At 61.5% G+C, this 23,619-nt stretch carries 16 protein-coding genes; 5 read left to right on the top strand and 11 right to left on the bottom strand.

The features are described 5' to 3' along the window. Nucleotides 1–48: 48 nt before the first annotated feature. Nucleotides 49–1,437 (top strand): surface-adhesin E family protein, encoded by a 1,389-nt coding sequence (locus ACP7BX_RS20150; protein ID WP_426129294.1) that lies wholly within the window; start codon nt 49–51, stop codon nt 1,435–1,437. A gap of 26 nt (nt 1,438–1,463) precedes the next feature. Here ACP7BX_RS20150 and ACP7BX_RS20145 read toward each other — a convergent pair whose 3' ends face one another. From ACP7BX_RS20145 to glnE, 8 genes are read right to left on the bottom strand one after another with little or no spacing between them, the layout of a single operon-like run. After that, nucleotides 1,464–2,906 (bottom strand): lipopolysaccharide kinase InaA family protein, encoded by a 1,443-nt coding sequence (locus ACP7BX_RS20145; RefSeq protein ID WP_426129296.1) that lies wholly within the window; start codon nt 2,904–2,906, stop codon nt 1,464–1,466. Next, nucleotides 2,906–3,658 carry a lipopolysaccharide kinase InaA family protein gene (locus ACP7BX_RS20140; protein ID WP_426129298.1) on the bottom strand — a complete coding sequence of 251 codons (753 nt, stop codon included), beginning with the start codon at nt 3,656–3,658 and terminating at the stop codon, nt 2,906–2,908. The genes ACP7BX_RS20145 and ACP7BX_RS20140 overlap by 1 nt, the downstream gene beginning before the upstream one ends. Further along, the gene (locus tag ACP7BX_RS20135; protein WP_426129300.1) at nt 3,655–4,389 is read right to left on the bottom strand and encodes a lipopolysaccharide kinase InaA family protein; all 735 of its coding nucleotides are present in this window, start codon (nt 4,387–4,389) and stop codon (nt 3,655–3,657) included. Before ACP7BX_RS20135 ends, ACP7BX_RS20140 begins: the two co-directional genes overlap by 4 nt. Beyond that, nucleotides 4,389–5,195: a lipopolysaccharide core heptose(I) kinase RfaP gene (gene rfaP / locus ACP7BX_RS20130; protein ID WP_426129302.1), complete on the bottom strand. Its 807-nt coding sequence runs from the start codon at nt 5,193–5,195 to the stop codon at nt 4,389–4,391. The genes ACP7BX_RS20135 and rfaP overlap by 1 nt, the downstream gene beginning before the upstream one ends. Beyond that, nucleotides 5,192–6,316, bottom strand: coding sequence for a glycosyltransferase family 4 protein (locus ACP7BX_RS20125; RefSeq protein WP_426129304.1), 1,125 nt, complete (start codon nt 6,314–6,316; stop codon nt 5,192–5,194). The genes rfaP and ACP7BX_RS20125 overlap by 4 nt, the downstream gene beginning before the upstream one ends. Continuing rightward, a complete protein-coding gene (waaC, locus tag ACP7BX_RS20120; RefSeq protein WP_038844400.1) occupies nt 6,316–7,377 on the bottom strand; it encodes a lipopolysaccharide heptosyltransferase I in 1,062 nt (353 codons plus the stop codon). The genes ACP7BX_RS20125 and waaC overlap by 1 nt, the downstream gene beginning before the upstream one ends. A 1-nt stretch (nt 7,378) precedes the next feature. Beyond that, on the bottom strand, nt 7,379–8,413 hold the full coding sequence (waaF, locus tag ACP7BX_RS20115; RefSeq protein ID WP_177074597.1) for a lipopolysaccharide heptosyltransferase II: 1,035 nt from the start codon (nt 8,411–8,413) through the stop codon (nt 7,379–7,381). A gap of 54 nt (nt 8,414–8,467) precedes the next feature. Further along, nucleotides 8,468–11,407 carry a bifunctional [glutamate--ammonia ligase]-adenylyl-L-tyrosine phosphorylase/[glutamate--ammonia-ligase] adenylyltransferase gene (gene glnE, locus ACP7BX_RS20110; protein ID WP_426129307.1) on the bottom strand — a complete coding sequence of 980 codons (2,940 nt, stop codon included), beginning with the start codon at nt 11,405–11,407 and terminating at the stop codon, nt 8,468–8,470. A gap of 383 nt (nt 11,408–11,790) precedes the next feature. Here glnE and aceE point away from each other — a divergent pair, with 383 nt between their 5' ends. The 4 genes from aceE (at nt 11,791) to msrA (ending at nt 19,811) form a co-directional block, all read left to right on the top strand. Continuing rightward, a complete protein-coding gene (gene aceE, locus ACP7BX_RS20105; RefSeq protein WP_177001629.1) occupies nt 11,791–14,436 on the top strand; it encodes a pyruvate dehydrogenase (acetyl-transferring), homodimeric type in 2,646 nt (881 codons plus the stop codon). Nucleotides 14,437–14,447: 11 nt separating this feature from the next. Beyond that, the gene (gene aceF, locus ACP7BX_RS20100) at nt 14,448–16,091 is read left to right on the top strand and encodes a dihydrolipoyllysine-residue acetyltransferase (RefSeq protein WP_426129309.1); all 1,644 of its coding nucleotides are present in this window, start codon (nt 14,448–14,450) and stop codon (nt 16,089–16,091) included. Between the two features lie 305 nt (nt 16,092–16,396). Further along, entirely contained in the window at nt 16,397–19,090 is a 2,694-nt protein-coding gene (locus ACP7BX_RS20095) for a putative bifunctional diguanylate cyclase/phosphodiesterase (RefSeq protein ID WP_426129311.1), read from the top strand. 73 nt (nt 19,091–19,163) lie between these two features. Continuing rightward, the gene (gene msrA / locus ACP7BX_RS20090; protein ID WP_426129313.1) at nt 19,164–19,811 is read left to right on the top strand and encodes a peptide-methionine (S)-S-oxide reductase MsrA; all 648 of its coding nucleotides are present in this window, start codon (nt 19,164–19,166) and stop codon (nt 19,809–19,811) included. A gap of 136 nt (nt 19,812–19,947) precedes the next feature. On the opposite strand, the gene ACP7BX_RS20085 is transcribed toward msrA, so the two are convergent. From ACP7BX_RS20085 to ACP7BX_RS20075, 3 genes are all read right to left on the bottom strand, one after another. After that, the gene (locus ACP7BX_RS20085) at nt 19,948–20,784 is read right to left on the bottom strand and encodes a 23S rRNA (adenine(2030)-N(6))-methyltransferase RlmJ (RefSeq protein WP_426129315.1); all 837 of its coding nucleotides are present in this window, start codon (nt 20,782–20,784) and stop codon (nt 19,948–19,950) included. Between the two features lie 97 nt (nt 20,785–20,881). Next, nucleotides 20,882–21,562 (bottom strand): DUF4123 domain-containing protein, encoded by a 681-nt coding sequence (locus tag ACP7BX_RS20080; protein WP_426129317.1) that lies wholly within the window; start codon nt 21,560–21,562, stop codon nt 20,882–20,884. 21 nt (nt 21,563–21,583) lie between these two features. Next, complete coding sequence (locus ACP7BX_RS20075) at nt 21,584–23,545, bottom strand: type VI secretion system tip protein VgrG (protein ID WP_426129319.1); 1,962 nt, start codon at nt 23,543–23,545, stop codon at nt 21,584–21,586. Nucleotides 23,546–23,619: the final 74 nt, after the last annotated feature.

Here is a 23,619-nt window from a genome sequence, read left to right as displayed (position 1 = left end):
GGCGGGTCGAAAGGCCCTGATCACCTCTCATCCCTGCAAGGAACGCTCATGAAACACATCGCGGTTATCGTCGCCCTAGGCCTGCTCAGTGGTTGCGGCGCGCAAGGCCTGAAGAGCGGCGACAAGGCCGACGCCCCGTATAAAGACATGCTCAAGAAGCCGCTATTGGCCGATTCAATCATGCGCGATGGCGACGACCTCAGTTACCAGGTTCACGTCACCCTGACCAACAACAACTCTGTGCCGGATATCGCGCAGATCCAGGCATCCTGCACCACTCCGAGCGGGAGCCTGCTGTATCTGGAAGCCCCCGGCACCCCAGGGCGCGATGGCCAGCCTACTCGCATCACGGTCATGCGCGACCTGGTGCCAGCAGTGATTGGCGAACTGCAACAGAACACCAGCTTTACCGACGCTTGCGCCCGCACGCCGCGCCCGGATTGGCGCCTGGTCAGCACGACAGAGACTCAACGCCAGTTGCTCATCGACCGCGCCAGCCTCAAGACCGTGGGCGAGAAAGTGGAGTTCTGGGGCGCCTACGATGAGCCGCTCATCCTGATCAACAAACTCAAGAAAATGCCCTACGCCCAGACGCGTATTCATTTAGAGGTCAACTGCAATCGCCAGACTTATCGCACCCTGGCGGCTTTCAGCCTCACCCAAAACAACAAGGTCACCTTCGGCAACGTCGTCGCCGTCCCCATTGACCAGCCCTTCAGCAGCGCCGAGGCGGACAGCCAGCCCCTGCTCAAAGCTGCATGTTCGCCAACCGTTGCGCAGTTGCCGATGGCGGTTGTACGCACCAAGCTCCAGCAGACCCTGACACCCGCACCCGTCCCGGTAGCGGTGACCGACGCGATCTCGGCACTGGGTCTCCCCACGGCAGCCAAGCCTCTGCGCCATCTTATGGAGAAGCGTGACCTGGGCTCATCCAGCCTGCGCACTGACGTATTCATTGAGCCCGCAGCTGGAAACGGCCTGCTTAAAGTCCGTCGGGCAACTCAATTTTCAAGCACCCATATCACCACATTCCGAGGTTTGTTCAGCCTGACCTTCCAAGGCGATTTCGAACTGCACGGTATGAAAGTCTCGGCCGCGAGCAATGTTGAGCAGCTCAGTTTCACCGGCGACTGGAAGCACATGCCGGTCGGCACGACGCTGGGCTTCAAGGTAAAAGAGCGCAATCGCAACACCGCCGAAGAGGACCGCCTGCTCTCCCGTGATTCAACCTGCGTCGTCGTACGCGAACTGCCAGCCAGCCAAGTCAATTCGGCACTGAGTGGCAACGCGAAAGAGCTCAATTGCACGGCTGCTGGCGATAACTACCAGGCAACCGGCACGGTCATGTACCTGCAGGACTACGGGTATTTCTTCGCCAGCCAGGACTTTATCCAGGGCAAATACAAAACCCGTACCACGCTGGTCAACGCGCAATAGCGCCGGCAAGCTGAGGCCTAAACGGATCAGGCGATCTGTTTAGGCAGGCGCTGATCGATCAATTGATACAACGCGCTGCTTTCAGGCCAGTTGCGCATAAACCGCGCGCGGTCCTTGGCAAACGCCGGGGCGAAGCTGGCGGAGGAGGTGTGTTGGCGCATGGCATCCAGGTCGATCAACGACCAGCGGTCGTTGTCCCAGAACAGGTTGTGGCCTTTGAAATCACCATGGCTGATGCGCTCGAGGATCAGTTCGGCAAACAGGTGATCCAGGGCCAGCAGCTCATCTTCCGGCGCATTGCCTTTTTCAACGTAGGGCGCAAAGCGCTCGATGATGTCCGGCCCCGTGATGAGTTCGGTCACCAGGTAGGCACGGCTGCGCAGCCAGAAAAAACGCTTTTCCAGCACGGCCAGCGGCTTGGGCGTGGCGATGCCAAGAAAGGTCAGGCGATTGCCTTCGCGCCAGGAATGCCAGGCGCGGCTCGGGCGCCAGAAGCGCTTGAGCCAGTGGGCGAAACCCTTGATGTTGTAGCGCTTGATCACCAACGCACGACCGGCCACTTCAGCCTTGGCCACCGTGGCGGCACCACCGGTCTTGAACAGATGGCCCTGGTCGAGCAGCGCATCGGCCTGTTCCAGCACCGGCAGCATCGCGGCTTCTTCCTCGCGGCGGATGGCACGCAAGGCAAACGGCCCACGCAGCACGCTGAACAGCGTGCATTCGCGGCCGACCTTGTTGAGAAAGTCCTTCAGGCGCCAGGCGCTGACTTTGCGCACCTGTTTTTCCAGGGCTTCCAGCGGCAAAGCATGTTCGCCGTTGCCGAGCAGGTAATACACCAGCAGCTCTTCGGTAAACGGCTCAAGGTTCTTCGGCAACTGAGCGAAAAACACGCCGAGGTTTTCCAGTACGCGATTGCGCGACAGCGGTTTGCCCGCCTCTTCCACGCGAATCCCGGCGCCATCGATCAGGTACAGCTTGCCGTCTTGGCGCAGCAGGTTGTCCAGGTGCAGGTCTTCCTGCCACAGGCCCTGGGTATGCATCTGCGCAATCGCGCCCAGCGCTTCGGCGAGCACCGCGGTTTGCTCGTCGGCCAGCGGCGGCAGACCTTCGACGGCATGCCAGGCGTCAGCCAGGCTTTCGGCGCCTTCGATAAACTCGAACAGCAGCCAGCCGCCCTCGCCTTCCTGCAAGCCATCGGCCAGCAGCAACGGCGTGGTCAGCCCTTGCTCGGCAAGCAGGCGCACACCCGTAAGCTCGCGCTGAAAATGCCGCGCCGCCTTGCTGCCGACCAACAGTTTGGCCAGCACCGGACGTCCGCGCCATACGGCAGCGCCTACGTAGCGCTCGCCCGGCAGCACGCGCAACAGGCTCAGCAATTGCAACTGGCCGGGGCCCGCCGCATCGGCCAGTTCAAGGGTCATGGGCAAGTCGGGGGAACGGCCGGCGGTTTTCAGCTCGGACAAACGCATCAACGGTTTTCCTTGTGGCTACGGCGGGCGCTCAGGCGCTGGAACCAGGTGTCGACCAACGAACTGTCCGCAGGCAGCTCCAGATACGCCGCCAACAACTGGCGCACCTGCGCATCAGACCATTGGGGTGCGCGACGCAACAACGGCTCCAGATCCTTGACCCGATCGCGCCAGCCAAACAGCAGCGGGCGGGTTTTTTCCAGGTCGATCAACTGCGCGGCGTAACCGTCGCCGGTAGCCTGCAGGAAAATATGCTTGGGGTAAAAACAGCCATGCACCTGGCCGACGCTGTGCAGCCGACGCGCCAGTTGACCGCAGGCCAGCAAGATCGCGCGGTGCTGGGCATCGCTCAATGAAGGCCATTGCTCCAGCAGCGAATCCAGGTCATTCCAGCCGTCCAGGGCGCGAGTCAGCAACATGGCGCGATGTTCGCCGTTGACTTTACGCTCGCCGTAGAACGCCGCTTGCAAGGCCGGAATGCCGAGCTTGCGGTAACGGCTGATATTGCGGAATTCGCGGGAAAAACTCGGCTCGCCCAAGGGACGGTGCAAGCTGCGCGTCAGGTAATTGCTCTGGCGCTTGAGGTAATAACCCTGGCCGTCGAGTTCGAGGCGGAACACGCTGCTCCAGCCACCACGGCTGGTATTGGGTTCATCCACCGCGTCCAGCTGTTTGGCCCACAAGGCGTCGAACGTCGCCAGGCCGTGGCGCTCCAACAGCGCACGGTCTTCAGCCGCCAGGAAATCACTCATTCGCGTCCCTCGAAAAACTTCACCACGTGGCGAATCCGCTCTTTATCCGATGCACTCAGGTGCCGACGCTGACGGTACTGCATGTAGAACCGCAGGCGCTGGGTGGCGGACAGGTGATACTTGGCCACCTTGTCCAGGCAGGCCAGGTCTTTGGTGATACGGTACTTGAGCCAGAACCCGCGCCAGAAGTCGCCATTGGGGCAATCGATCAGGTACAGGGTGGCCTGGTCATCGATCAGCAGGTTGCGCCACTTCAAATCATTATGGGTAAAGCGATGATCGTGCATGGTGCGCGTGTACTCGGCGAGCTGGCGGCTCACCGCGTTGACCCACTTGGGGTCGCGCAGGCGTGCATCGTTGCGCTCGGCGAGCACCGAGAGGTCTTCGGTCCTCGGCAGCTCGCGGGTGATCATCGCCCCACGGTCGTAGGCCAGGCCTTTGCGCTCCAGGCCCCAGGCAACCACGTCGGCAGTGGGAATACCCCACTTGGCGAAGCGCTTGAGGTTCTGCCACTCGGACTTGACCCGAGGCTTGCCCAGGTAACGCCGCAGGCCCTTGCCGGCGCCGGTGTAGCGCTTGACGTAGTAATTGACCCCGCCGCGCTCCACGCGGATCACTTCCGACAACGGATCGCGGGTCAGTTGCTCGCCCTGCAGGGCGAACACCGCTTCGAGGCTTCCAAAATCATCCGCCAGGTGGGCGTAGGCAGGTTCCAGGTTCCAGCCCGCCATCAGATTGCATCCCCGAGGCGCTGCTTGCGTGCGTAAAGCTTGTCGGCCTTGCGCTGCATCAGGCCCAACGACGCCGATTGCTCGGCCAGGATCTGGCGCAGCGGCTGGCGGAAGTAGCCCTTGAGGAAGCGCAACTTGTCGCGACGGGTCAGGCCGATGTCCAGCGCCGAGTAGTACAGCGCGGACAGGTCCTTGTCGCGCCAGCGCAACGGCAAGTGCGCACGCAGTTGGGCGCGGTGCAGGTCGATCACCGACAGCTTGATGTTCTTCGCATCGATGGGCTTGGCCGTGTCCAGCAGGAAGTGGCACAGGTAGCAATCGCGGTGGTTTACGCCGCCACGGTGCATGTCGCCGACCATGCGCGCCAGTTCATGGGTGAGCGCATGACGCAACGCAGGCGCTGGAGGCTCGGCCACCCAATTGATCGTCACATCTTCCAGGCTGAGGGTTGGCGCCAGTTCTTCTGTGATGATGAACGAGTGCTGGTCGGCCGGGTTGCTGCCTTTTTCACCGAAGGCGACGCCGGTCATGGTGGGCACGCCGAGTTCCTGCAAGCGATGAATCGCCGCCCACTCAAGGCCCGCACCCAGCACCGGCAGCTTGGCGGTGATCAGGTTCTTGAAGATCTCGCCCCAGCCAATGCCACGGTGGATTTTGACGAAATACGGACGGCCATCCACCACGGTACGCAGGGTGCGACGCGCCGCCAGCTCGCGGAATACTTCGCCTTGCAGCTTCTCGACTTCGGCAAAGGCATCAAGCCCGGCCCATAACGTCTTGAACGGTTCGGCAAGAATCAACTTCATCGTTTTGGCTCCGCCAGGATCACATCCGCAGCGTGCTGCGGCATGCTGTAAAGGTCGGCCGTCTCAGCGAAGGCCAAACCATTGCGGCTCCAGGCCGCGCGCTGTGCAGTGTCAGTGAGCATATTTGCCAGGTACTGGTTGAGCTGCGCTTGTTCGAACGGCTCATCCAGCACTAGGCCGCTGTCGGCTTCAGCGATGTAGTGGGCATAACCACATACGGCCGAGACCAGCACCGGAAGCCCGGCCACCAGGGCTTCAAGCAATACCGTGCCGGTGTTTTCGTTGTACGCCGGGTGGATCAACAGGTCGGCCCCCAACAGGAAACGCGGGATATCGCTGCGGCCCTTGAGGAACTGCACATTGTCCCCCAGCCCCAACGTAGCGCTTTGCAGTTGGAATACTTTGGGGTCGTCCTGGCCGATGACAAACAGGCGCGTGCGTTTTTTCAGCTCAGACGGCAACGCAGCCACGGCCTTGAGGCTGCGGTCGACGCCCTTGGTCTTGAAGCCAGAACCAATCTGCACCAGCAGCAAATCGTCGTCGCTCAGGTTGAATTCCTGGCGGAATCCTTCACGGATTTCAGCCGCATTCGGCGGCGCACGCCGGTCCTGGGCAATGCCCGGCGGCAGCAGGTGGAAGCGTTCCAGCGGCGTGTCGTAATGCTTGATGAACAGCGGCTGCTGCACTTCGGAAATCATCAGGACTTCGGTCTTGGCGTCCTTGGCGAACACGGCGCGCTCGTAGTCGGCGAAGTGCTTGTAGCGGCCAAAATAGCGGTACAGCGAGTGGCGCAGATTCTGCGCCTTGTCTTCAAAGCAGCCGTCGGCGGCGTAGTACACATCCAGGCCCGGCATTTTGTTGAAGCCAATCAGACGGTCCACCGGGCGCTTGGCCAGGTCGGCTTCCATCCAGGCGCTGAGTTTTTCGTTGCGCCGATGGTTGAAGAACGCCTTGACCGGCGCCACCAGCACTTCGAAGCCGGGCGGGATGTCGCCTTCCCAGATCAGCGTGTAGACACGAATCTGATGGCCGCGCTGCTGGCACTCCAGGGCGATGCGCATGAAGTCGCGCTGCAGGCCACCGAAGGGGAAATATTTGTACAGCACAAAAGCCAGTTGCATCAGTGCAGCTCCTCGGCCAATAACAACGTGCTCAGTCGGCTTGCCACACGCTCAGGGTTCAGGCGCGTGAAGCACAGCGGCGACTCGCGCTTGATGTCGAACCGACGCAGGTCGTCGGCTGTCGGTTGATAGGTACATTGCTTTTGCAGGCACGGCGCGCAAGGGAAGTCGCTGGCCAGATGAATCTGGCCCTTGCCATAGGCGCCGGTGAGGCCGGGGTTGGTCGGGCCGAACAGGGAAATGGTCGGCACATCCAGCGCGGCGGCCAGGTGACCAAGGCCCGTGTCCACCGCTACGCAGGCGCGGGCGCCGGCCAGTACGCGGGCGACGCCGGCCAGGTTCAATTTGGGCAGCACTTCGGCGTTTTGCAGGCCTTGGGCCAAGCGTTCGGCGCGGGCTTTTTCGGCGGCGTTGCCCCAAGGCAATTTCACGTCGACGCCCAGACGCCCCATGCGCTCGGCCAGCTCACGCCAGTAGGCTTCGGGCCAGTGTTTGGTGTCCCAGGTGGTGCCGTGCAGCAGCAGTACAAACGGCTTTTTCGGCGGCAGGCCCAGGAGCTTTTCAGTGCTCAGGCCGTAGTCGCCCAAGCCTTTGGGCAAGTCATAACCGAGGGCCACGGCGAACAGCTGACGCAGCCGCTCCACCGCGTGCTGCCCACGCGCCACGGCGAGGCGACGGGAATAGAAACGTGCAGCCATCGGCTCGCGCGCGGAATGCTTGTCGAAACCCGCGATGGGCGCACGCACGTAGCGGGTCAGCCAGGCGCTTTTCAGCAGGCCCTGGGCATCGATCACCAGGTCATATTTGGTCGACTGGACTTGCTGCTTGAAGCGCCGCCATTCGCCACTCTTGAGGGTCTGCCAGATATTTTTTCGCCAGCGGCGGATCGCCACCGGGATCACCTTATCGACCGCCGGGTGCCAGGTGGGAATCTCGGCGAAGCCTTCTTCCACCACCCAGTCGAATCGGATGCCGGGAATCGCCCGCGCCGCATCGGTCAGGGCCGGTAAGGCATGAATCACATCGCCCAGGGATGAGGTCTTGATTACCAGTACGCGCAAACTATCGGACCTCGACCGCAGAGCCCTGCAACCGCTGCAAGGCTTCGTTCACCGGCTGCGGCAGCAACTGGCGCATGCAGTTGTAGTGACCGAAACGGCAGGTGCGATCAAAACACGGGCTGCACTCCAGGCCCAGGCGCACCACTTCGACCTTGTCGGCCAACGGCGGCGTGAAGCCCGGCGATGTGGAGCCGTACACCGCCACGAGCGGGCGGTTCAGCGCGGCGGCGACGTGCATCAGGCCGGAGTCGTTGGACACTACCGAGTCGGCGCAGGACAGCAGGTCGATGGCTTCGGCGAGCGACGTGTCACCACTGAGGTTGACCGCCTCTTCACGCAGGCCCGGAATCAGGCGCTGGCGAATGTCTTCGCCCACCGGATGGTCTTTCTTCGAACCAAACAACCAGACCTGCCAGCCTTCGCGGATCTTGGCCTCGGCGACCTTGGCGTAGTGCTCCGACGGCCAGCGCTTGGACTCACCAAACTCGGCGCCGGGGCACAGCGCCAGGACAGGACGGTCGAGTTCCAGGCCGAACTTGGCCAGGGCGGCGTCACGGCTCACCGGATCAATCTGCAAACTCGGACGCGGATACGGCGTGGGCAACTCGGCCCCCGGCTCGTAGGCCAGGGCCATGAAGCGCTCGATCATCAGCGGATAGCGGGCTTTGTCCAGGGTGCGCACGTCATTGAGCAGCACGTAGCGGAATTCGCCACGCCAACCGGTACGCTTGGGGATACCGGCGAAATACGGCACCAACGCCGACTTGAGCGAATTGGGCAGCAGGATCGCCTGGTCGTATTCGCCCGCCAGGGATTTACCGATACGACGGCGCGTCGCCAGCTCCAGAGCGCCATGGCCGAGCGGGAAGCTCAAGGCCTTGCGCACTTGCGGCATGCGTTCGAGGATCGGCCGGCTCCACTCAGGGGCAAGTACGTCGATCTGGCAGTCCGGGTAGCGCATACGCAGGCACTGGAACAGTGTCTGCGCCATCACCATGTCACCGACCCAACTGGGCCCAACGATCAGAATATTCATGTAGTTTCCACAAACGATGCGGGGAGGCTTATGCCTCCCCGCCCTAATAGTGTTTCAGCTCAACCCCAGCTCTCGCCAGATTCGCATCACCTGGCGCCGTTCGTCGGCGAACTGATCCCCGGCCACCGTGCCGGCCTCGTTTTGCAAGGCCTGGCGGTGCGCGGCGGAACGGTAGGCCTTATACACCTCGCGCAGCAGATGGGCATCGGCGGCGGGCATCAAGCCCACCTGCTCCAGGCCTTCCAGAATGCGGATATTGTCGGTGTAGCGCAGCAACGATGGATGTTGCGCAGACCACGCCAAAGCCGCGTATTGCACCATAAATTCAATATCGACGATACCTCCGGCGTCCTGCTTGAGGTCGAACACCGCCGTGGCCTCGAAGGCATTGGCGCCGGTGCCGGCCGCCGTGGTCTTGGTCCCCAGGTTGTCACGCATCTTGGCACGCATCCCGCTGACCTCCTGGCGCAGCTTCACCAGGTCGCGTTGCTGCCCCAGCACTTTGGCCCGCACCTGCTCGAACGCCTGGCCCACATCCTGGCTGCCCACCAGTACCCGCGCGCGAATCAAGGCCTGATGTTCCCAGGTCCAGGCTTCATTTTGTTGATAGCGGTCAAACGCACCCAGCGAGCTCACAAGCAAACCGGACGCGCCGGAAGGCCGCAGGCGCATGTCCACTTCATACAGCTGGCCGGAGTTGGTCTGGGTGGTCAGCAAGTGAATGATGCGCTGGCCCAGGCGCGTAAAGAACTGCGCCCCGTCGATCGGCTTGGCGCCATCGGTTTCCGCTTGTGGATCGCCATCGTGGATAAACACCAGGTCCAGGTCCGAACCATGCCCCAGTTCGATCCCACCGACTTTCCCATAACCGACAATGATGAACCCAGGATCGCACAGGGTGCCGTCCAGCCGTTGCGGCGAGCCATGGCGCGCGACGGTCTGGCGCCAGGCCAGGGCCAGCACTTGTTCGAGGATCGCCTCGGCGAGCCAAGTGAGGTAGTCGCTGACTTTCATCAGCGGCAGGCTGCCGGCGATTTCCGAAGCGGCCACGCGCAGGCGGTGGGCCAGCTTGAAGTGACGCAGGGCTTCCATCTGTTGCTCAAGGTCGTCTTCCGGGATGCGCGTCAGACGCTCGCGCAACTCGGCGGCCAATTCAGGCGCCAAGGGTGGCTTGAACAGACGGCCTTCGTTGAGCAGTTCGTCGAGCAGTAGCGGGAAACGGGTGATCTGCTCAGCGATCCACGGGCTGGCGGCGCACAGGGTCAACAGGCGACGCAGGGCGTCGGGGTTTTCCGTGAGCAGCACCAGATAAGCGGAACGCCGCGCGACGGCTTCGACCAATGGCAGCACGCGCTCCAGCACCAGGTCCGGGTTGGCGTGCTCGACCGCCTGGGCGAGCAGGCGCGGAATAAATGCATCCAGCCGCTCACGCCCCAAACGCTGCATGGCGCGCAATTGCGGGCTGTTGCGCAGGCCGGCCAACGCCTTGAGCGCCTTGGTCGCATCAGTAAAGCCGCCTTCAGCCAATTGGCGGCAAGCCGCTTCTTCATCTTGGGATTCTTCCCACAGCGGCAACCACTCACCGCCCACCACCAACTCGCTTTCTTCGCCCTCTTCTTCATCAGGATCGGCGATCACCTGACGGAAATGCCAATCCACCCGACCGCGCCAGTACGTCAGGCGCTCGTGGAAGGCGGTCCAGTCGGCAAAGCCCAACATAAAGGCTATGCGCGCCTGATCTTCCGGGCTGTCCGGGAGCATTTGCGTCTGCCGGTCGGCAATCGCCTGGATCGCGTGTTCGGTGTAACGCAGGAATTCGTAGCCATTGCGCAACTCGGCGATCACCGCCGGCGGCAGGTAGCCCTGGCCTTCCAGGGTGCCGAGCACCTTGAGCAACGGGCGTTGTTGCAGGCTCAGGTCACGACCGCCGTGGATCAGTTGGAAGGCCTGGGCGATGAATTCCACTTCACGGATACCGCCCGAGCCCAGCTTGATGTTGTCGGCCATGCCCTTGCGCCGCACTTCCTGCTGGATCAACTGCTTCATGGTGCGCAGCGCTTCGATGGCGGAGAAGTCCAGGTAGCGGCGATAGACAAACGGTCGCAGCATGTCCAGCAACTGCGCACCCGCCACCTGATCGCCAGCCACCACGCGCGCCTTGATCATGGCGTAGCGTTCCCAGTCGCGGCCCTGGTCCTGGTAGTACTGCTCCAGCGCATTGAAACTGAGCACCAGCGCACCCGCTGAACCGTAAGGCCGCAGGCGCATGTCGACGCGGAACACAAAGCCGTCGACGGTCATCGGGTCGAGGGCCTTGATCAGCTTTTGACCCAGGCGGATGAAAAACTCCTGGTTGTCCAGGGAGCGCTTCACTCCGACCGTTTCGCCGCCCTCGGGGTAGGCGAAGATCAGGTCGATATCCGACGACAGGTTCAGCTCCACCGCGCCGAGCTTGCCCATGCCCAGGATCACCATGTGCTGCGGCTCGCCGCTGCGCCGGCCGGTGGGCGTGCCGAACTGCACGCAGTGGCGTTGGTACAGCCATTGGTAGGCCTGGTCGATGCTGGCGTCGGCCATGTCGGAGAGGTCGCGGCAGGTTTGCACCAGGTCCGCCTGGCGGGTCAGGTCGCGCCAGATGATGCGCACCTGCTGGCGCGTACGCTGGCGACGCAGCACACGGCCCAGCTCATCTTCTGTTTCGGCTTGTTGCACGGCGCCAGCAATTTGCCCGCACAGCTCATCAGGGGCGAAACCACGGTCCAACTCGCCCCAGGCCACCAGTTCGAGCAACATCAAAGGGTCACGAACACTCTGTTCAATGACGAAATCACTGGCCGCGCACACGCGGGCGAAGTCGGCCCACCGTTGCGGCGTCCACGCAGAAAGTCCATGATCGTCGTCCAGCGCGGCCACTGCGTCACGAAATGACTGCTCGGCCCGCTGGGCTTTTGGCAAGAGAATCGCCGGTAGTTCGGCGAGTGTTGGAAGGCTCATGGTCTATCCTTGTTCGGCGCGTAAATGGCGTGTGGCTGTGAACGCAAGAACCACGCTCTATGAAGGACTGTCGAACAAAGGTTAGAAATAGCTGAAATTAATTTCATTTTGGCAGCCAACATCAAACATTCACCTTTTCTTGTTCGCAAAAGATCAACAATAACGATTATGCTCACCAGCCAGACCGAGCCATACGCTCAGTCTTGTGTAGTTTTACTACTCGTATATACATTCGAAAGGCTGAAATGGCCGACGATTTGTAGTAAAACTACAGGACGCCGAAGCAACCTTCGGCCATCCAAGAATTTATGTCGTCTGCCCACAAGGCCAGTCGCAAACTTCAGGCAACCGATTCTGGTAGCCTTTCCGCCCTGGAGCAAGCCATGCAAGACCTCGATCCCGTCGAAACCCAGGAATGGCTGGACGCCCTGGAATCGGTTCTCGACAAAGAAGGCGAAGACCGTGCTCACTACCTGATGACCCGTATGGGCGAACTCGCGACCCGCAGCGGCTCGCAACTGCCTTACGCCATCACTACGCCATACCGCAACACCATCCCTGTTACCCACGAAGCACGCATGCCTGGCGACCTGTTCATGGAACGCCGCATTCGCTCGCTGGTACGTTGGAACGCCATGGCGATGGTAATGCGCACGAACTTGAAAGATTCGGACCTGGGCGGTCACATCTCCAGCTTCGCTTCCAGCGCAACCCTGTATGACATCGGCTTCAACTACTTCTTCCAGGCCCCGACCGACGAACACGGCGGCGACCTGATCTACTTCCAGGGCCACACTTCTCCAGGCGTTTACGCCCGTGCGTTCATGGAAGGCCGCATCACCGAAGAACACATGAACAACTTCCGCCAGGAAGTGGACGGTAACGGCCTGTCGTCGTACCCGCACCCTTGGCTGATGCCTGATTTCTGGCAGTTCCCGACCGTTTCCATGGGTCTGGGCCCAATCCAGGCGATCTACCAGGCGCGCTTCATGAAGTACCTGGAAGCCCGTGGCTTCATCCCTGAAGGCAAGCAGAAAGTCTGGTGCTTCCTGGGCGACGGCGAGTGTGACGAGCCGGAATCCCTGGGCGCCATCTCCCTGGCTGGCCGCGAGAAGCTGGACAACCTGATCTTCGTCATCAACTGCAACCTGCAGCGCCTCGACGGCCCGGTTCGCGGCAACGGCAAGATCATCCAGGAACTCGAAGGCGTGTTCCGCGGTGCTCAGTGGAACGTGACCAAAGTCATCTGGGGCCGCTTCTGGGACCCACTGCTGGCCAAGGACGTCGACGGCATCCTGCAACGTCGCATGGACGAAGTCATCGACGGCGAGTACCAGAACTACAAAGCCAAAGACGGCGCGTTCGTGCGTGAACACTTCTTCAACACGCCTGAACTCAAGGCAATGGTTGCAGACCTGTCCGACGACGAGATCTGGAAGCTCAACCGTGGCGGCCACGACCCGTACAAGGTCTACGCGGCGTACCACGAAGCGGTCAACCACAAAGAACAACCGACCGTCATCCTGGCCAAGACCATCAAGGGTTATGGCACCGGTGCCGGCGAAGCGAAAAACACTGCGCACAACACCAAGAAAGTCGATGTCGACAGCCTGAAGTTGTTCCGCGACCGCTTCGACATCCCGGTCAAGGACGAAGAGCTGGAGAACCTGCCGTTCTTCAAGCCGGAGCCAAACAGCGCCGAAGCCCGTTACCTGGCCGAGCGCCGCGCCGCACTGGGTGGTTTCGTGCCTCAGCGTCGCGCCAACAGCTTCAGCGTACCGACGCCAGACCTGAGCACCCTCAAGGCTATCCTCGACGGCTCGGGCGACCGTGAAATCTCCACCACCATGGCTTTCGTGCGCATCCTGGCGCAACTGGTCAAGGATAAGGAAATCGGCCCGCGCATCGTGCCGATCATCCCGGACGAAGCCCGTACCTTCGGTATGGAAGGCATGTTCCGTCAGTTGGGCATCTACTCCTCCGTCGGCCAGCTCTACGAGCCAGTCGATAAAGACCAGGTGATGTTCTACAAGGAAGACAAGAAGGGCCAGATCCTCGAAGAAGGCATCAACGAAGCGGGCGCCATGAGCTCCTTCATCGCTGCCGGTACTTCGTACTCCAGCCACAACCAGCCGATGCTGCCGTTCTACATCTTCTACTCGATGTTCGGCTTCCAGCGCATTGGCGACCTGGCGTGGGCAGCAGGCGACAGCCGTACCCGTGGCTTCCTGATCGGCGGTACTGCCGGTCGTACCACGCTGAACGGCGAAGGCCTGCAACACGAAGACGGTCACAGCCACATCCTGGCTGCCACCATCCCGAACTGCCGCACCTTTGATCCAACCTACGGCTACGAGCTGGCGGTGATCATCCAGGACGGCATGAAGAAGATGACCGAAGAGCAGCAGGACGTTTTCTACTACATCACCGTGATGAACGAGTCCTACCAGCAGCCTGCAATGCCGGCTGGCGTGGAAGAAGGCATCATCAAGGGCATGTACCTGCTCGAAGAAGACACCAAGGAAGCAGCGCACCACGTACAGCTGATGGGCTCCGGCACCATCCTGCGCGAAGTGCGTGAAGCGGCGAAGATCCTGCGTGAAGAGTTCAACGTCGGCGCTGACGTATGGAGCGTGACCAGCTTCAACGAACTGCGTCGCGACGGCCTGGCCGTAGAGCGTCACAACCGCCTGCACCCTGGCCAGAAGCCACAGCTCACCTTCGTTGAAGAGTGCCTGAATGGCCGTAAAGGCCCGGTGATCGCTTCGACCGACTACATGAAACTGTTTGCTGAACAAATTCGCCAGTGGGTCCCGTCCAAGGAATTCAAAGTCCTGGGCACCGACGGTTTCGGTCGCAGTGACAGCCGCAAGAAGCTGCGTCACTTCTTCGAAGTCGACCGTCACTTCGTGGTGTTGGCAGCCCTGGAAGCCTTGGCTGACCGTGGTGAGATCGAACCCAAGGTGGTGGCAGACGCTATCGTCAAGTTCGGGATCAACCCGGAAAAACGCAACCCACTGGACTGCTGAGGAGACTTTTTGTGAGCGAACTCATTCGCGTACCTGACATCGGCAGCGGTGAAGGTGAAGTAATCGAGCTGTTTGTGAAGGTCGGCGACACCGTCGAAGCCGACCAGAGCATCCTGACCCTGGAATCGGACAAGGCGAGCATGGAAATCCCTGCTCCCAAGGCCGGCGTGGTCAAGAGCCTGAAAGTGAAGCTGGGCGACCGCCTGAAAGAAGGCGACGAACTGCTGGAACTGGAAATCGAAGGTGCCGCTGATGCGGCCCCTGCGGCAGCGCCTGCTGCCGCTGCTGCACCTGCACCCGCTGCTGAAAAGCCGGCTGCCGAGGCCCCTGCGGCCCCGGCTGCTGCTCCGGCCGCAGCCTCTGTTCAGGACATTCACGTCCCGGACATCGGTTCGTCGGGCAAGGCCAAGATCATCGAACTGCTGGTCAAGGTCGGCGACACCGTCGAAGCCGACCAGTCGCTGATCACCCTGGAGTCCGACAAGGCCTCCATGGAAATCCCTTCGCCGGCTGCCGGCGTAGTGGAAAGCATCGCGGTCAAGCTGGAAGACGAAGTCGGCACTGGCGACTTCATCCTCAAGCTGAAAGTACAAGGCGCTGCACCTGCTGCTGCTGCGCCGGCCCCGGCCGCCGCTCCCGCCGCCAAGGCTGAAGCTGCACCGGCTGCTGCGCCTGCACCTGCTGCAAAAGCCGAGGCCGCACCGGCTCCTGCTGCTGCCGCACCTGCGCCAAGCGGTGCCAAGGTTCACGCCGGCCCTGCCGTGCGTCAGCTGGCCCGTGAGTTCGGCGTTGAGCTGAACGCTGTGTCGGCCACCGGCCCGCACGGTCGCGTGCTGAAGGAAGACGTGCAGGTCTACGTCAAGGCCATGATGCAGAAAGCCAAGGAAGCTCCGGCTGCCGGCGCTGCTACCGGTGGTTCGGGCATTCCGCCGATCCGTACCGTGGACTTCAGCCGCTTCGGTGAAATCGAAGAAGTGCCGATGACCCGCCTGATGCAAATCGGCGCGGCCGGTCTGCACGCCAGCTACCTGAACATCCCGCACGTGACCCAGTTCGACCAGGCCGACATCACCGACCTGGAAGCTTTCCGCATCGCGCAGAAAGCCGTGGCCGAAAAGGCCGGCGTGAAACTGACCGTGCTGCCGCTGCTGCTCAAGGCCTGCGCACACCTGCTCAAGGAGCTGCCGGACTTCAACGCCTCGCTGGCGCCAAGCGGCAAGGCGATCATCCGCAAGAAATACGTGCACATCGGCTTTGCCGTCGACACTCCGGATGGCTTGTTGGTACCGGTCATCAAGAACGTCGACCAGAAGAGCCTGCTGCAACTCGCTGCCGAAGCCGCTGCACTGGCTGCCAAGGCCCGCGACAAGAAGCTCACCCCGGACGACATGCAGGGCGCGTGCTTCACCATCTCCAGCCTCGGTCACATTGGCGGCACTGGCTTCACGCCAATCGTCAATGCGCCGGAAGTGGCGATCCTGGGCGTGTCCAAGGCCACCATCCAGCCTGTGTGGGACGGTAAAGCGTTCCAGCCGAAGCTGATGCTGCCACTGTCGCTTTCCTACGATCACCGTGTGATCAACGGCGCTGCTGCGGCTCGCTTCACCCAGCGCCTGAGCCAGTTGCTGAACGATATCCGCACCATCCTGCTGTAAGCACGAACAGGCCTCCCGTTCACCCGGGAGGCCTGGTTGCACCGATTTTCGAGCGCCACGCTCGTACCTCAACCCCGCCACTTGGCGGGGCTTTTTTTGCCGGTTTATTGGACAACAAAAACAGGCTTGTACACCTTCCATCACCCCGACTGTAGAAATCCCTCTCGCGGCCGATAACACCCTTATAGCACTTAGCCTTCATCCTCTCTTGTCAGCCCGCGCCGCATGATGCAACCTTGCCGCAGGCAACAGAAAAGAGGGCGTGAGCCCGGCGCCGTGCGCGTAATTTCAAGTGAGTTTCCCCCATGAAAAGCCAACCCGATGTCGCCCGTATGGCGGCCGAGGTAGTGACGCAGTTACCGGTGCCTTCGCGCCTCGGTATGCTGCGTTTCGAGCGGCTGAATGAGGCAAGCTGGGCCCTCCTTTACCTCGACCCCAATTGCGAACGCCAATTCGGCCTGCCGGCGGTCGAGCTGTGTGCCTTGATCGGCACGCCCTACGCCAGCCTGATGGAGCCCCAGGCGCGTTATCAACTGCACGACACCATCCAGCAGCAACTGACCCAGAGCCCGCATTACCTGGTGCGCTACACGCTGCACACCAGCGACGGGCCGCTGAGCCTGCTGGAGATGGGTGAAGCCTATAAACAACACAATCGTCACCTGCTGCGCGGCTACCTGATGGTGGTCGACGGCCTGTTCAGCGAGATTCCCACCGCTGCCCCGACGGCAGACCTGGAGAACCAGAACAGCCGCCTGCAGATCGCCCTGGAGCTCAACCAGCGCGCCCAGCAGGAACAATTGCAGCACCTGGAGCGGGTGCGCGCCCAGCAGGAGCTGATCCTGCTGCTGGCCCGCCAGCGCTACACAGCTAACAATTCGCTGCAAGAAGCCGCCGAGCTGATCACCCGCAGTGCCTGTGATATCTACCAGATTGACTGCGCCAGCATCTGGAACCTCGAAGGTCAGCGCCTGGTGCCGATCTCGGCCTACCACCGCGCCGACGGGCAGCACCACCTGCCTGAATCCATCGATGCCAGCTGCTTCCCGGACTATCTGGAAGCCTTGCACAGCAGCCGGGCGATCGACGCCACCAATGCGCTGCGCGACCCACGCACCCGGGAAATGGCCGACAGCCTGCGCGACAAAGACATTCACGCCATGCTCGACGCGAGCATTCGCGTCGACGGTCATGTAGTGGGCGTGCTGTGCCTGGAGCAAAGCGGCAGCACCCGCGCCTGGCAGGCTGACGAGATCGCCTTTGCCGGCGAGCTGGCCGATCAGTTCGCGCAGGTCATCAACAACCACAACCGCCGTACGGCGACCAGCGCCCTGCACCTGTTCCAGCGCGCCGTGGAACAAAGTGCCAACGCCTTTCTGCTGGTCAATTGCGACGGCGTGGTGGAGTACGTCAACCCGAGCTTTACCGCGATCACCCAGTACAGCGCCGAAGAGGTCCACGGCCATCGCCTGGCCCAGTTGCCGGCGCTGGAAAACCTCAGTGAATTGCTGTTCGACGCACCGTCAGCCCTGGCCAAGAGCAACAGCTGGCAGGGTGAATTCAAGAGCCGGCGCAAAAACCTCGAACCCTACTGGGGCCAGCTGTCGATCTCCAAGGTGTATGGCGACAACCGCGAGTTGACCCACTACATCGGCATCTACGAAGACATCACCCAGACCAAGCTGGCCCAGCAGCGCATCGAGCGCCTGGCTTACACCGACAACCTGACCAACCTGGGCAACCGCCCGGCGTTCATCCGCAACCTTGACGAACGCTTTGCCCGCGACAGCGACAGCCCGATCAGCCTGCTGCTGGTGGACATCGATAACTTCAAGCGCATCAACGACAGCCTTGGCCACCAGACCGGCGACAAGCTGCTGATCAGCCTCGCGCGGCGTCTGCGCAACAGTCTGAGTGCCGGTGGCAGCCTGGCGCGGTTTGCCAGTAACGAATTCGCGGTGCTGCTCGATGACACCGACCTGGAGAGCGGCCAGCAGGTTGCCAGCCAGTTGTTGGCGACGCTCGACAAACCGATGTTCGTCGACAACCAGTTGATCAGCGTCACCGGCTCCGTGGGCCTGGCCTGCGCACCACTGCATGGCCGTGACCCGCAGACCCTGATGCGCAACGCCGGCCTCGCCCTGCACAAGGCCAAGGCGAACGGCAAACACCAAGTCCAGGTGTTTACCGAAGCACTGAACGCCGAGGCCAGCTACAAGCTGTTCGTCGAGAACAACCTGCGACGCGCGCTCACCCAGAACGAGCTGGATGTGTTCTACCAGCCCAAGCTGTGCCTGCGCAGCGGCCGTCTGCTGGGCATGGAAGCGCTGCTGCGCTGGAACCACCCGGAAAAGGGCATGATCCGCCCCGATCAATTCATCAGCGTGGCGGAAGAGACCGGCCTGATCATTCCCATCGGCAAATGGATCGCCCGCCAGGCCTGCCGCATGAGCAAGCAACTGAGCGCCGGTGGCATGGGCAACTTGCAGGTGGCGATCAACCTGTCGCCCAAGCAGTTCTCCGACCCGGACCTGGTGGCCTCGATTGCCGCGATCCTCAAGGAAGAACAGCTGCCGGCCAACCTGCTGGAGCTGGAACTCACCGAAGGCCTGCTGCTGGAAGCCACCGAAGACACACGCCTGCAGCTTGATCAACTGAAAAGCTTTGGCCTGACCCTGGCCATGGACGACTTCGGCACCGGCTACTCGTCGCTGAGTTACCTGAAAAAATTCCCCATCGACATCATCAAGATCGATCGCAGCTTCATCCACGAAATCCCGGACAACCAGGACGACATGGAAATCACCTCGGCCGTGATCGCCATGGCCCACAACCTTAAGCTCAAGGTCGTGGCCGAAGGCATCGAGACCGCCGAGCAACTGGCGTTCCTGCGCCGGCACCGTTGCGATGTGGGCCAGGGTTACCTGTTTGACCGGCCGATCCCCGGTGCAGAGCTGCTGGCGATGCTCAAACGCTATCCGCGCGGGCCAATCGCCTGACAGCGCCGTAACACTCGGGCACACTGGCTGTCTGAATCTTTACCGCTAACTCAACCTGACGAGAGGACTGATCATGGTCTTGCGCTCGGAAATTCTGGTGAACAAAAACGTGCTGCCCACTCAAGAACAAGCTCTGCCTGGCCGTGAAACCCCGATGAACCTGCCGGAAACGCATTTCGTCAACGGCAATCCGCTGCTGGGTCCATTCCTGGACGACGTCGGCTTTGCGATCTTCGGCCTGGGCTGCTTCTGGGGTGCGGAGCGCCGGTTCTGGCAGCGCGATGGTGTGGTCAGCACCGTGGTCGGTTACGCCGGCGGCTACACGCCGAACCCAACCTACGAAGAAGTCTGCTCGGGCCTGACCGGCCACAGTGAAGTGGTGTTGGTGGTGTATGACCAAGCCAAGGTGAAGTACGAGGACCTGCTGAAGATGTTCTGGGAACTGCACAACCCGACCCAGGGCATGCGCCAGGGCAACGACATCGGCAGCCAGTACCGCTCGGTGATCTACGCGACCACGCCGGAGCAACTGGCGGCGGCGCAGGCGAGCGCCGAGGCTTATCAAGGTGAGTTGACCAAGGCTGGCCTGGGCACCATCACCACCGAAATTGACCAGGCGCCGACGGTGTACTTCGCCGAAGCGTACCACCAGCAATACCTGGCGAAGAATCCGCAGGGGTACTGCGGGATTGGCGGCACGGGCGTGACCTGCCCGATCTAAGGCCAGCGCAATTCAACATGTGGGAGCGGGCTTGCTCGCGAATGCGGAGTGTCAGCCACTAATCACCTGACTGATACACCGCATTCGCGAGCAAGCCCGCTCCCACATTTGGTTCTGTGTTTGGCTTGCGAGTTGACTACTCAGCGATCAACCAATCCATCTGCCACCCGCCCTGGGTCTGACCCAGCTTCTTGGACAGCCACGGCAGCAGCTCGCGCAACTCCTCCTCCAAGCCCCACGGCGGGTTGGCAATCGCCAGGCCCGAGCCCGTCAGGGTGTTGGGCGTGTCCAGCGGATGCACCAGCAATTCCACGCGCAGCAACTTCGGCGCACCGGTGCCGGCCAGGTCCTGGTAGAAACGGCGCAACATGCGCTGGTCTTTCACCGGGTACCAGATGGCGGCGACGGTCTGGCGCATGCGGCTCACGGCTTCCTTGAGGGAAGCGGCGCAGCGTTGCATCTCGTCGAGTTTTTCGAACGGCGGATCGATCAGCATCAAGGCGCGTTTTTCCGGCACCGGCAGCAAGGCACGCGGTACATGCCAGCCTTCACCGAGGTGAACCTTCACCCGACGATCACCCTTCATGTTGTCCTTGAGCAGCACGCCGTCTTCCGGGTGTTTTTCATTGAGCAACACGCGATCCTGGGAGCGGGTAAGGCGTCGCGCCAGTTCCGGCGAGCCAGGGTAGTAACGCAACTGGCCGTCCGGGTTCATCTCATGCAGCACGCGCATGTAATCGGCGGTCAGCGGCGGCAGGTCACTTTGGCCCCACAGGCGCGCAATGCCTTCCAGGTATTCACCGGTGCGGTTGGCCTGGTCGCCCTGTAGGTCGTACAGGCCGATCCCGGCGTGGGTATCGAGGTAGGCGAACGGCTGCTCCTTGCGCGACATCAGGGCAATGAGGCGGGTCAAGGTCAGGTGTTTGAAGACATCGGCGTGGTTGCCGGCGTGAAAGGCGTGACGATAATTCATGGTTGCTCCTGCGCAGGGGGCGAAGTTTACCTTTTACGCGGGCGTTGGTGCAGTGCGGTGTGCCGGGCGGTGCTTAAGTCGAAGGGGGGCGCTGGCTTCAACTCGACTCTGAAGCCAGATAGTCCGCCAAACCCTGATGACTGACATCCCGGCGACGCGCGAAGTAGGCGACCTTGTGCCGCAAGGTCGTCGGCAGGAACGCGGTGTGGAGGTCGGGGCGCTGCTCTTCGAGCCCTTGCAGGAGGTTATCGATCAGGGTTTGCGGCGATTGCTCGGCCAGATGTTGCAGTAACGGCGCAGGCACTCGCCACCACGGGCTCGCTTTGGCGGCAGTGACCGGGCCGGTGGCAACGGTCAGCGACTGGCCGTTGATCACGTAGCGCTGGAACACCGGCAATAGCTCATTGCCCGCCTGCTGAAGCGTCGGCAGAAATTGAGCACCATCCCAGAACCGTAAGAACACTTCCTGGCCATCGGGCAGGTACACCTTGGTCAATCCTTGCAGGTATGCAATCACGGTTTCCAGCGGATGGGTCGATAGGGCCAACCACCCCCAATCCGTAGAGTCAGTGGAAGCGGCCCATTCCAGGAAAGAACTGCCCGGCTCAACGATGCCTACATAGGGCATGACCTCGTCCCATGCCGCATAGGCCGTGCCGGCCCAAACCGGATGTAACGGGCCGGCGGCGAGCGCCCGCCAGGCTTCAAGGGGTTTGGCATCGCTGGCAGCGCCCAGCACTGCAAACATCTGTTCACCAGGCAACATAGGTTGATGCATCTTCGTAAGTCCCTTTAAAAGTCAGATGGGGCCGCACTGGCCGTTTTTGCAACGCTCGCATTCCTCGCAAAACGGCGCGCTGCGCTTCAGGCTGGCCACTTGCACGCGGCTGAGCGGAGCGGGGATCACCGCCAGCAATGTTTCCTTCAGTCCAGGCGTTAACGGCGCTGCAGTCGCTGCGGGCGCATTGCCAAGCTGGATTGGCACACTGCTGAAAATCCCGCCCGCAGACAGCGTGATCGACTGCCCACCCGCCTGAATCGTGACGGTTGCGCCACCCTCGATCACAACGCTTTGCCCCGCTCCTATCTGGATGGTCTGCCGTGCCCTCACCTGCCGCGAACCGCCCACCATCAAGTGGTCGTCTTGCTTCAGCTCGGTCAGACGGTTGCCATGGATAATGCGCAGCTCCTCACCTTGCATTTCGTGATGCGACTCACCGTCCACCTTTACCCGAAGGTCATGCAGCACGTGCTGCGTCCAATCCCGCTGGGCGCGCAGGTAGATTTCCTCGGCCCCCTTGCGGTCCTCGATGCGCAGTTCGTTGTAGCCACCCCCACCAGGGCTGCTCTGGCTGCGGAAGATGCTGCGGGTCTTGTCGGCCGGCAAATCGAGGGGAGTCTGGGTGGCGGCATTGGGCAGGCAGCCCATGACCAGCGGCATATCCATGTCGCCGTTGACGAAGCCCACCAGCACTTCCATACCCACCCGAGGGATCAATACCGCCCCATAACGATCATGCGCCCAGCCGCTGGCAACCCGCAGCCAACAGCTGGAATGGTCGTTGTGTTCGCCGTCGCGATCCCACGCCAATTGCACCTTGACCCGACCGTATTCGTCGCAATGGATTTCGCTGTCGGCAGGGCCGGTCACCACTGCGTTCTGGTAACCCGCTATTTGAGGCCGAGACATAATCAGAGGTGTTCGAAACGCTACGTCCCAAGGCGTTACAACAAAGTCATTGCTGTAGCCTTGAGGCGACTCATCGCCCACAGACTCCTCAAGCACCTGAGGTTGGTGCCCTACATGGTGCAACTGGGTAACCAGCCACAAATCATTCCATTCCTGACGCGGGTGCCCAGTCATCTTCAAGAACTGCCCTGTCACCAACGCCGGCTGGTCGCTAGCGCCACTGGCCTGACGGTAATCGCTGCGATGACGCTCCAGCAGTCGTTGCGCCAGGTACTTGCCACGCTCACGATCCGTGAAATGCCCAGGGTAGCGCTGGTCATCCAGGGAGGGCTGTAGCCGACTGGATGCTTCGCTTTCCAACGTCAGGCCCGGCTTCTGGAAATCGTAGTCCCGCAGGCTAACGCCAGTGGTACGCGTCTTCAGCCGCAGCATAAAACGCTTGATCGCCGGCTCGTCGGCAACCATCCCGGTACCAGGCGAATACGGCGTGGCTTGATCCGGTCTGGCAAAAACGCTTTGATCGTCGCCAAATACCAACAGGTGCCGTTCGGAGCTGTGCTGGAAGTGATAGTGAATGCCCGATTCGGCACATAGGCGCTGAATGAACTCCAGATCGGTTTCACCGAACTGAACACAGTATTCACACTGCGGATACTTGCCGCTCAGTTGAAACGCAAAGGCATCACTTTGGATAGCCTGAGCCTCCAATACCTGCGCAATGATCTCGGGCACCGTTTTCTTCTGAAAAATCCGCTGATGGGTGCTGTGTTCCAGATAAGCCAACTGCGGCACCAGCGTGATCTGGTAACGGGTAAGGCGTCTGCCCGAATCGCCCTGCGCCACCCGATACACCAGGCCATGAATCCCATGACCATGGGCGTCAAACCCCAGGAACGCTTGGCGGTGTAGCAGGCTCTCAAGGTCTTGATCGGATTGTTCGCTGACCAGCTCAAGGTCAAAGCGAAAAGGCAGGCTGATGAATTCATCTCCCATGAACCCGTGGACCTGGAATTCACTGGGCTCCCCATCGAGGGTCAGGGTAAAGGCGCTTTGATTGGCAGGAGCGAACATCCGGTGTTTCTCTGCTAGGTGTGGAGGACCGATTCTGCATCACGGCTCCCCCTGGCCGAGCAGGTCGCCGCTAA

This window comes from Pseudomonas sp. DWP3-1-3b3 (assembly GCF_049896305.1).
Classification (GTDB): Bacteria; Pseudomonadota; Gammaproteobacteria; order Pseudomonadales; family Pseudomonadaceae; genus Aquipseudomonas; species Aquipseudomonas azotoformans_A.
The sequence above is the reverse complement of the archived record's forward strand: the minus strand, read 5'-3'. Positions and strand labels throughout refer to the sequence as shown.

Bases quoted from the DNA above. Each gene is read 5' to 3' on its own strand.
- ACP7BX_RS20150 (WP_426129294.1), top strand. From the start codon at position 49: ATGAAACACATCGCGGTTATCGTCGCCCTAGGCCTGCTCAGTGGTTGC.
- ACP7BX_RS20145 (WP_426129296.1), bottom strand. From the start codon at position 2,906: ATGCGTTTGTCCGAGCTGAAAACCGCCGGCCGTTCCCCCGACTTGCCC.
- ACP7BX_RS20140 (WP_426129298.1), bottom strand. From the start codon at position 3,658: ATGAGTGATTTCCTGGCGGCTGAAGACCGTGCGCTGTTGGAGCGCCAC.
- ACP7BX_RS20135 (WP_426129300.1), bottom strand. From the start codon at position 4,389: ATGGCGGGCTGGAACCTGGAACCTGCCTACGCCCACCTGGCGGATGAT.
- rfaP (WP_426129302.1), bottom strand. From the start codon at position 5,195: ATGAAGTTGATTCTTGCCGAACCGTTCAAGACGTTATGGGCCGGGCTT.
- ACP7BX_RS20125 (WP_426129304.1), bottom strand. From the start codon at position 6,316: ATGCAACTGGCTTTTGTGCTGTACAAATATTTCCCCTTCGGTGGCCTG.
- waaF (WP_177074597.1), bottom strand. From the start codon at position 8,413: ATGAATATTCTGATCGTTGGGCCCAGTTGGGTCGGTGACATGGTGATG.
- glnE (WP_426129307.1), bottom strand. From the start codon at position 11,407: ATGAGCCTTCCAACACTCGCCGAACTACCGGCGATTCTCTTGCCAAAA.
- aceE (WP_177001629.1), top strand. From the start codon at position 11,791: ATGCAAGACCTCGATCCCGTCGAAACCCAGGAATGGCTGGACGCCCTG.
- ACP7BX_RS20095 (WP_426129311.1), top strand. From the start codon at position 16,397: ATGAAAAGCCAACCCGATGTCGCCCGTATGGCGGCCGAGGTAGTGACG.
- msrA (WP_426129313.1), top strand. From the start codon at position 19,164: ATGGTCTTGCGCTCGGAAATTCTGGTGAACAAAAACGTGCTGCCCACT.
- ACP7BX_RS20085 (WP_426129315.1), bottom strand. From the start codon at position 20,784: ATGAATTATCGTCACGCCTTTCACGCCGGCAACCACGCCGATGTCTTC.
- ACP7BX_RS20080 (WP_426129317.1), bottom strand. From the start codon at position 21,562: ATGCATCAACCTATGTTGCCTGGTGAACAGATGTTTGCAGTGCTGGGC.
- ACP7BX_RS20075 (WP_426129319.1), bottom strand. From the start codon at position 23,545: ATGTTCGCTCCTGCCAATCAAAGCGCCTTTACCCTGACCCTCGATGGG.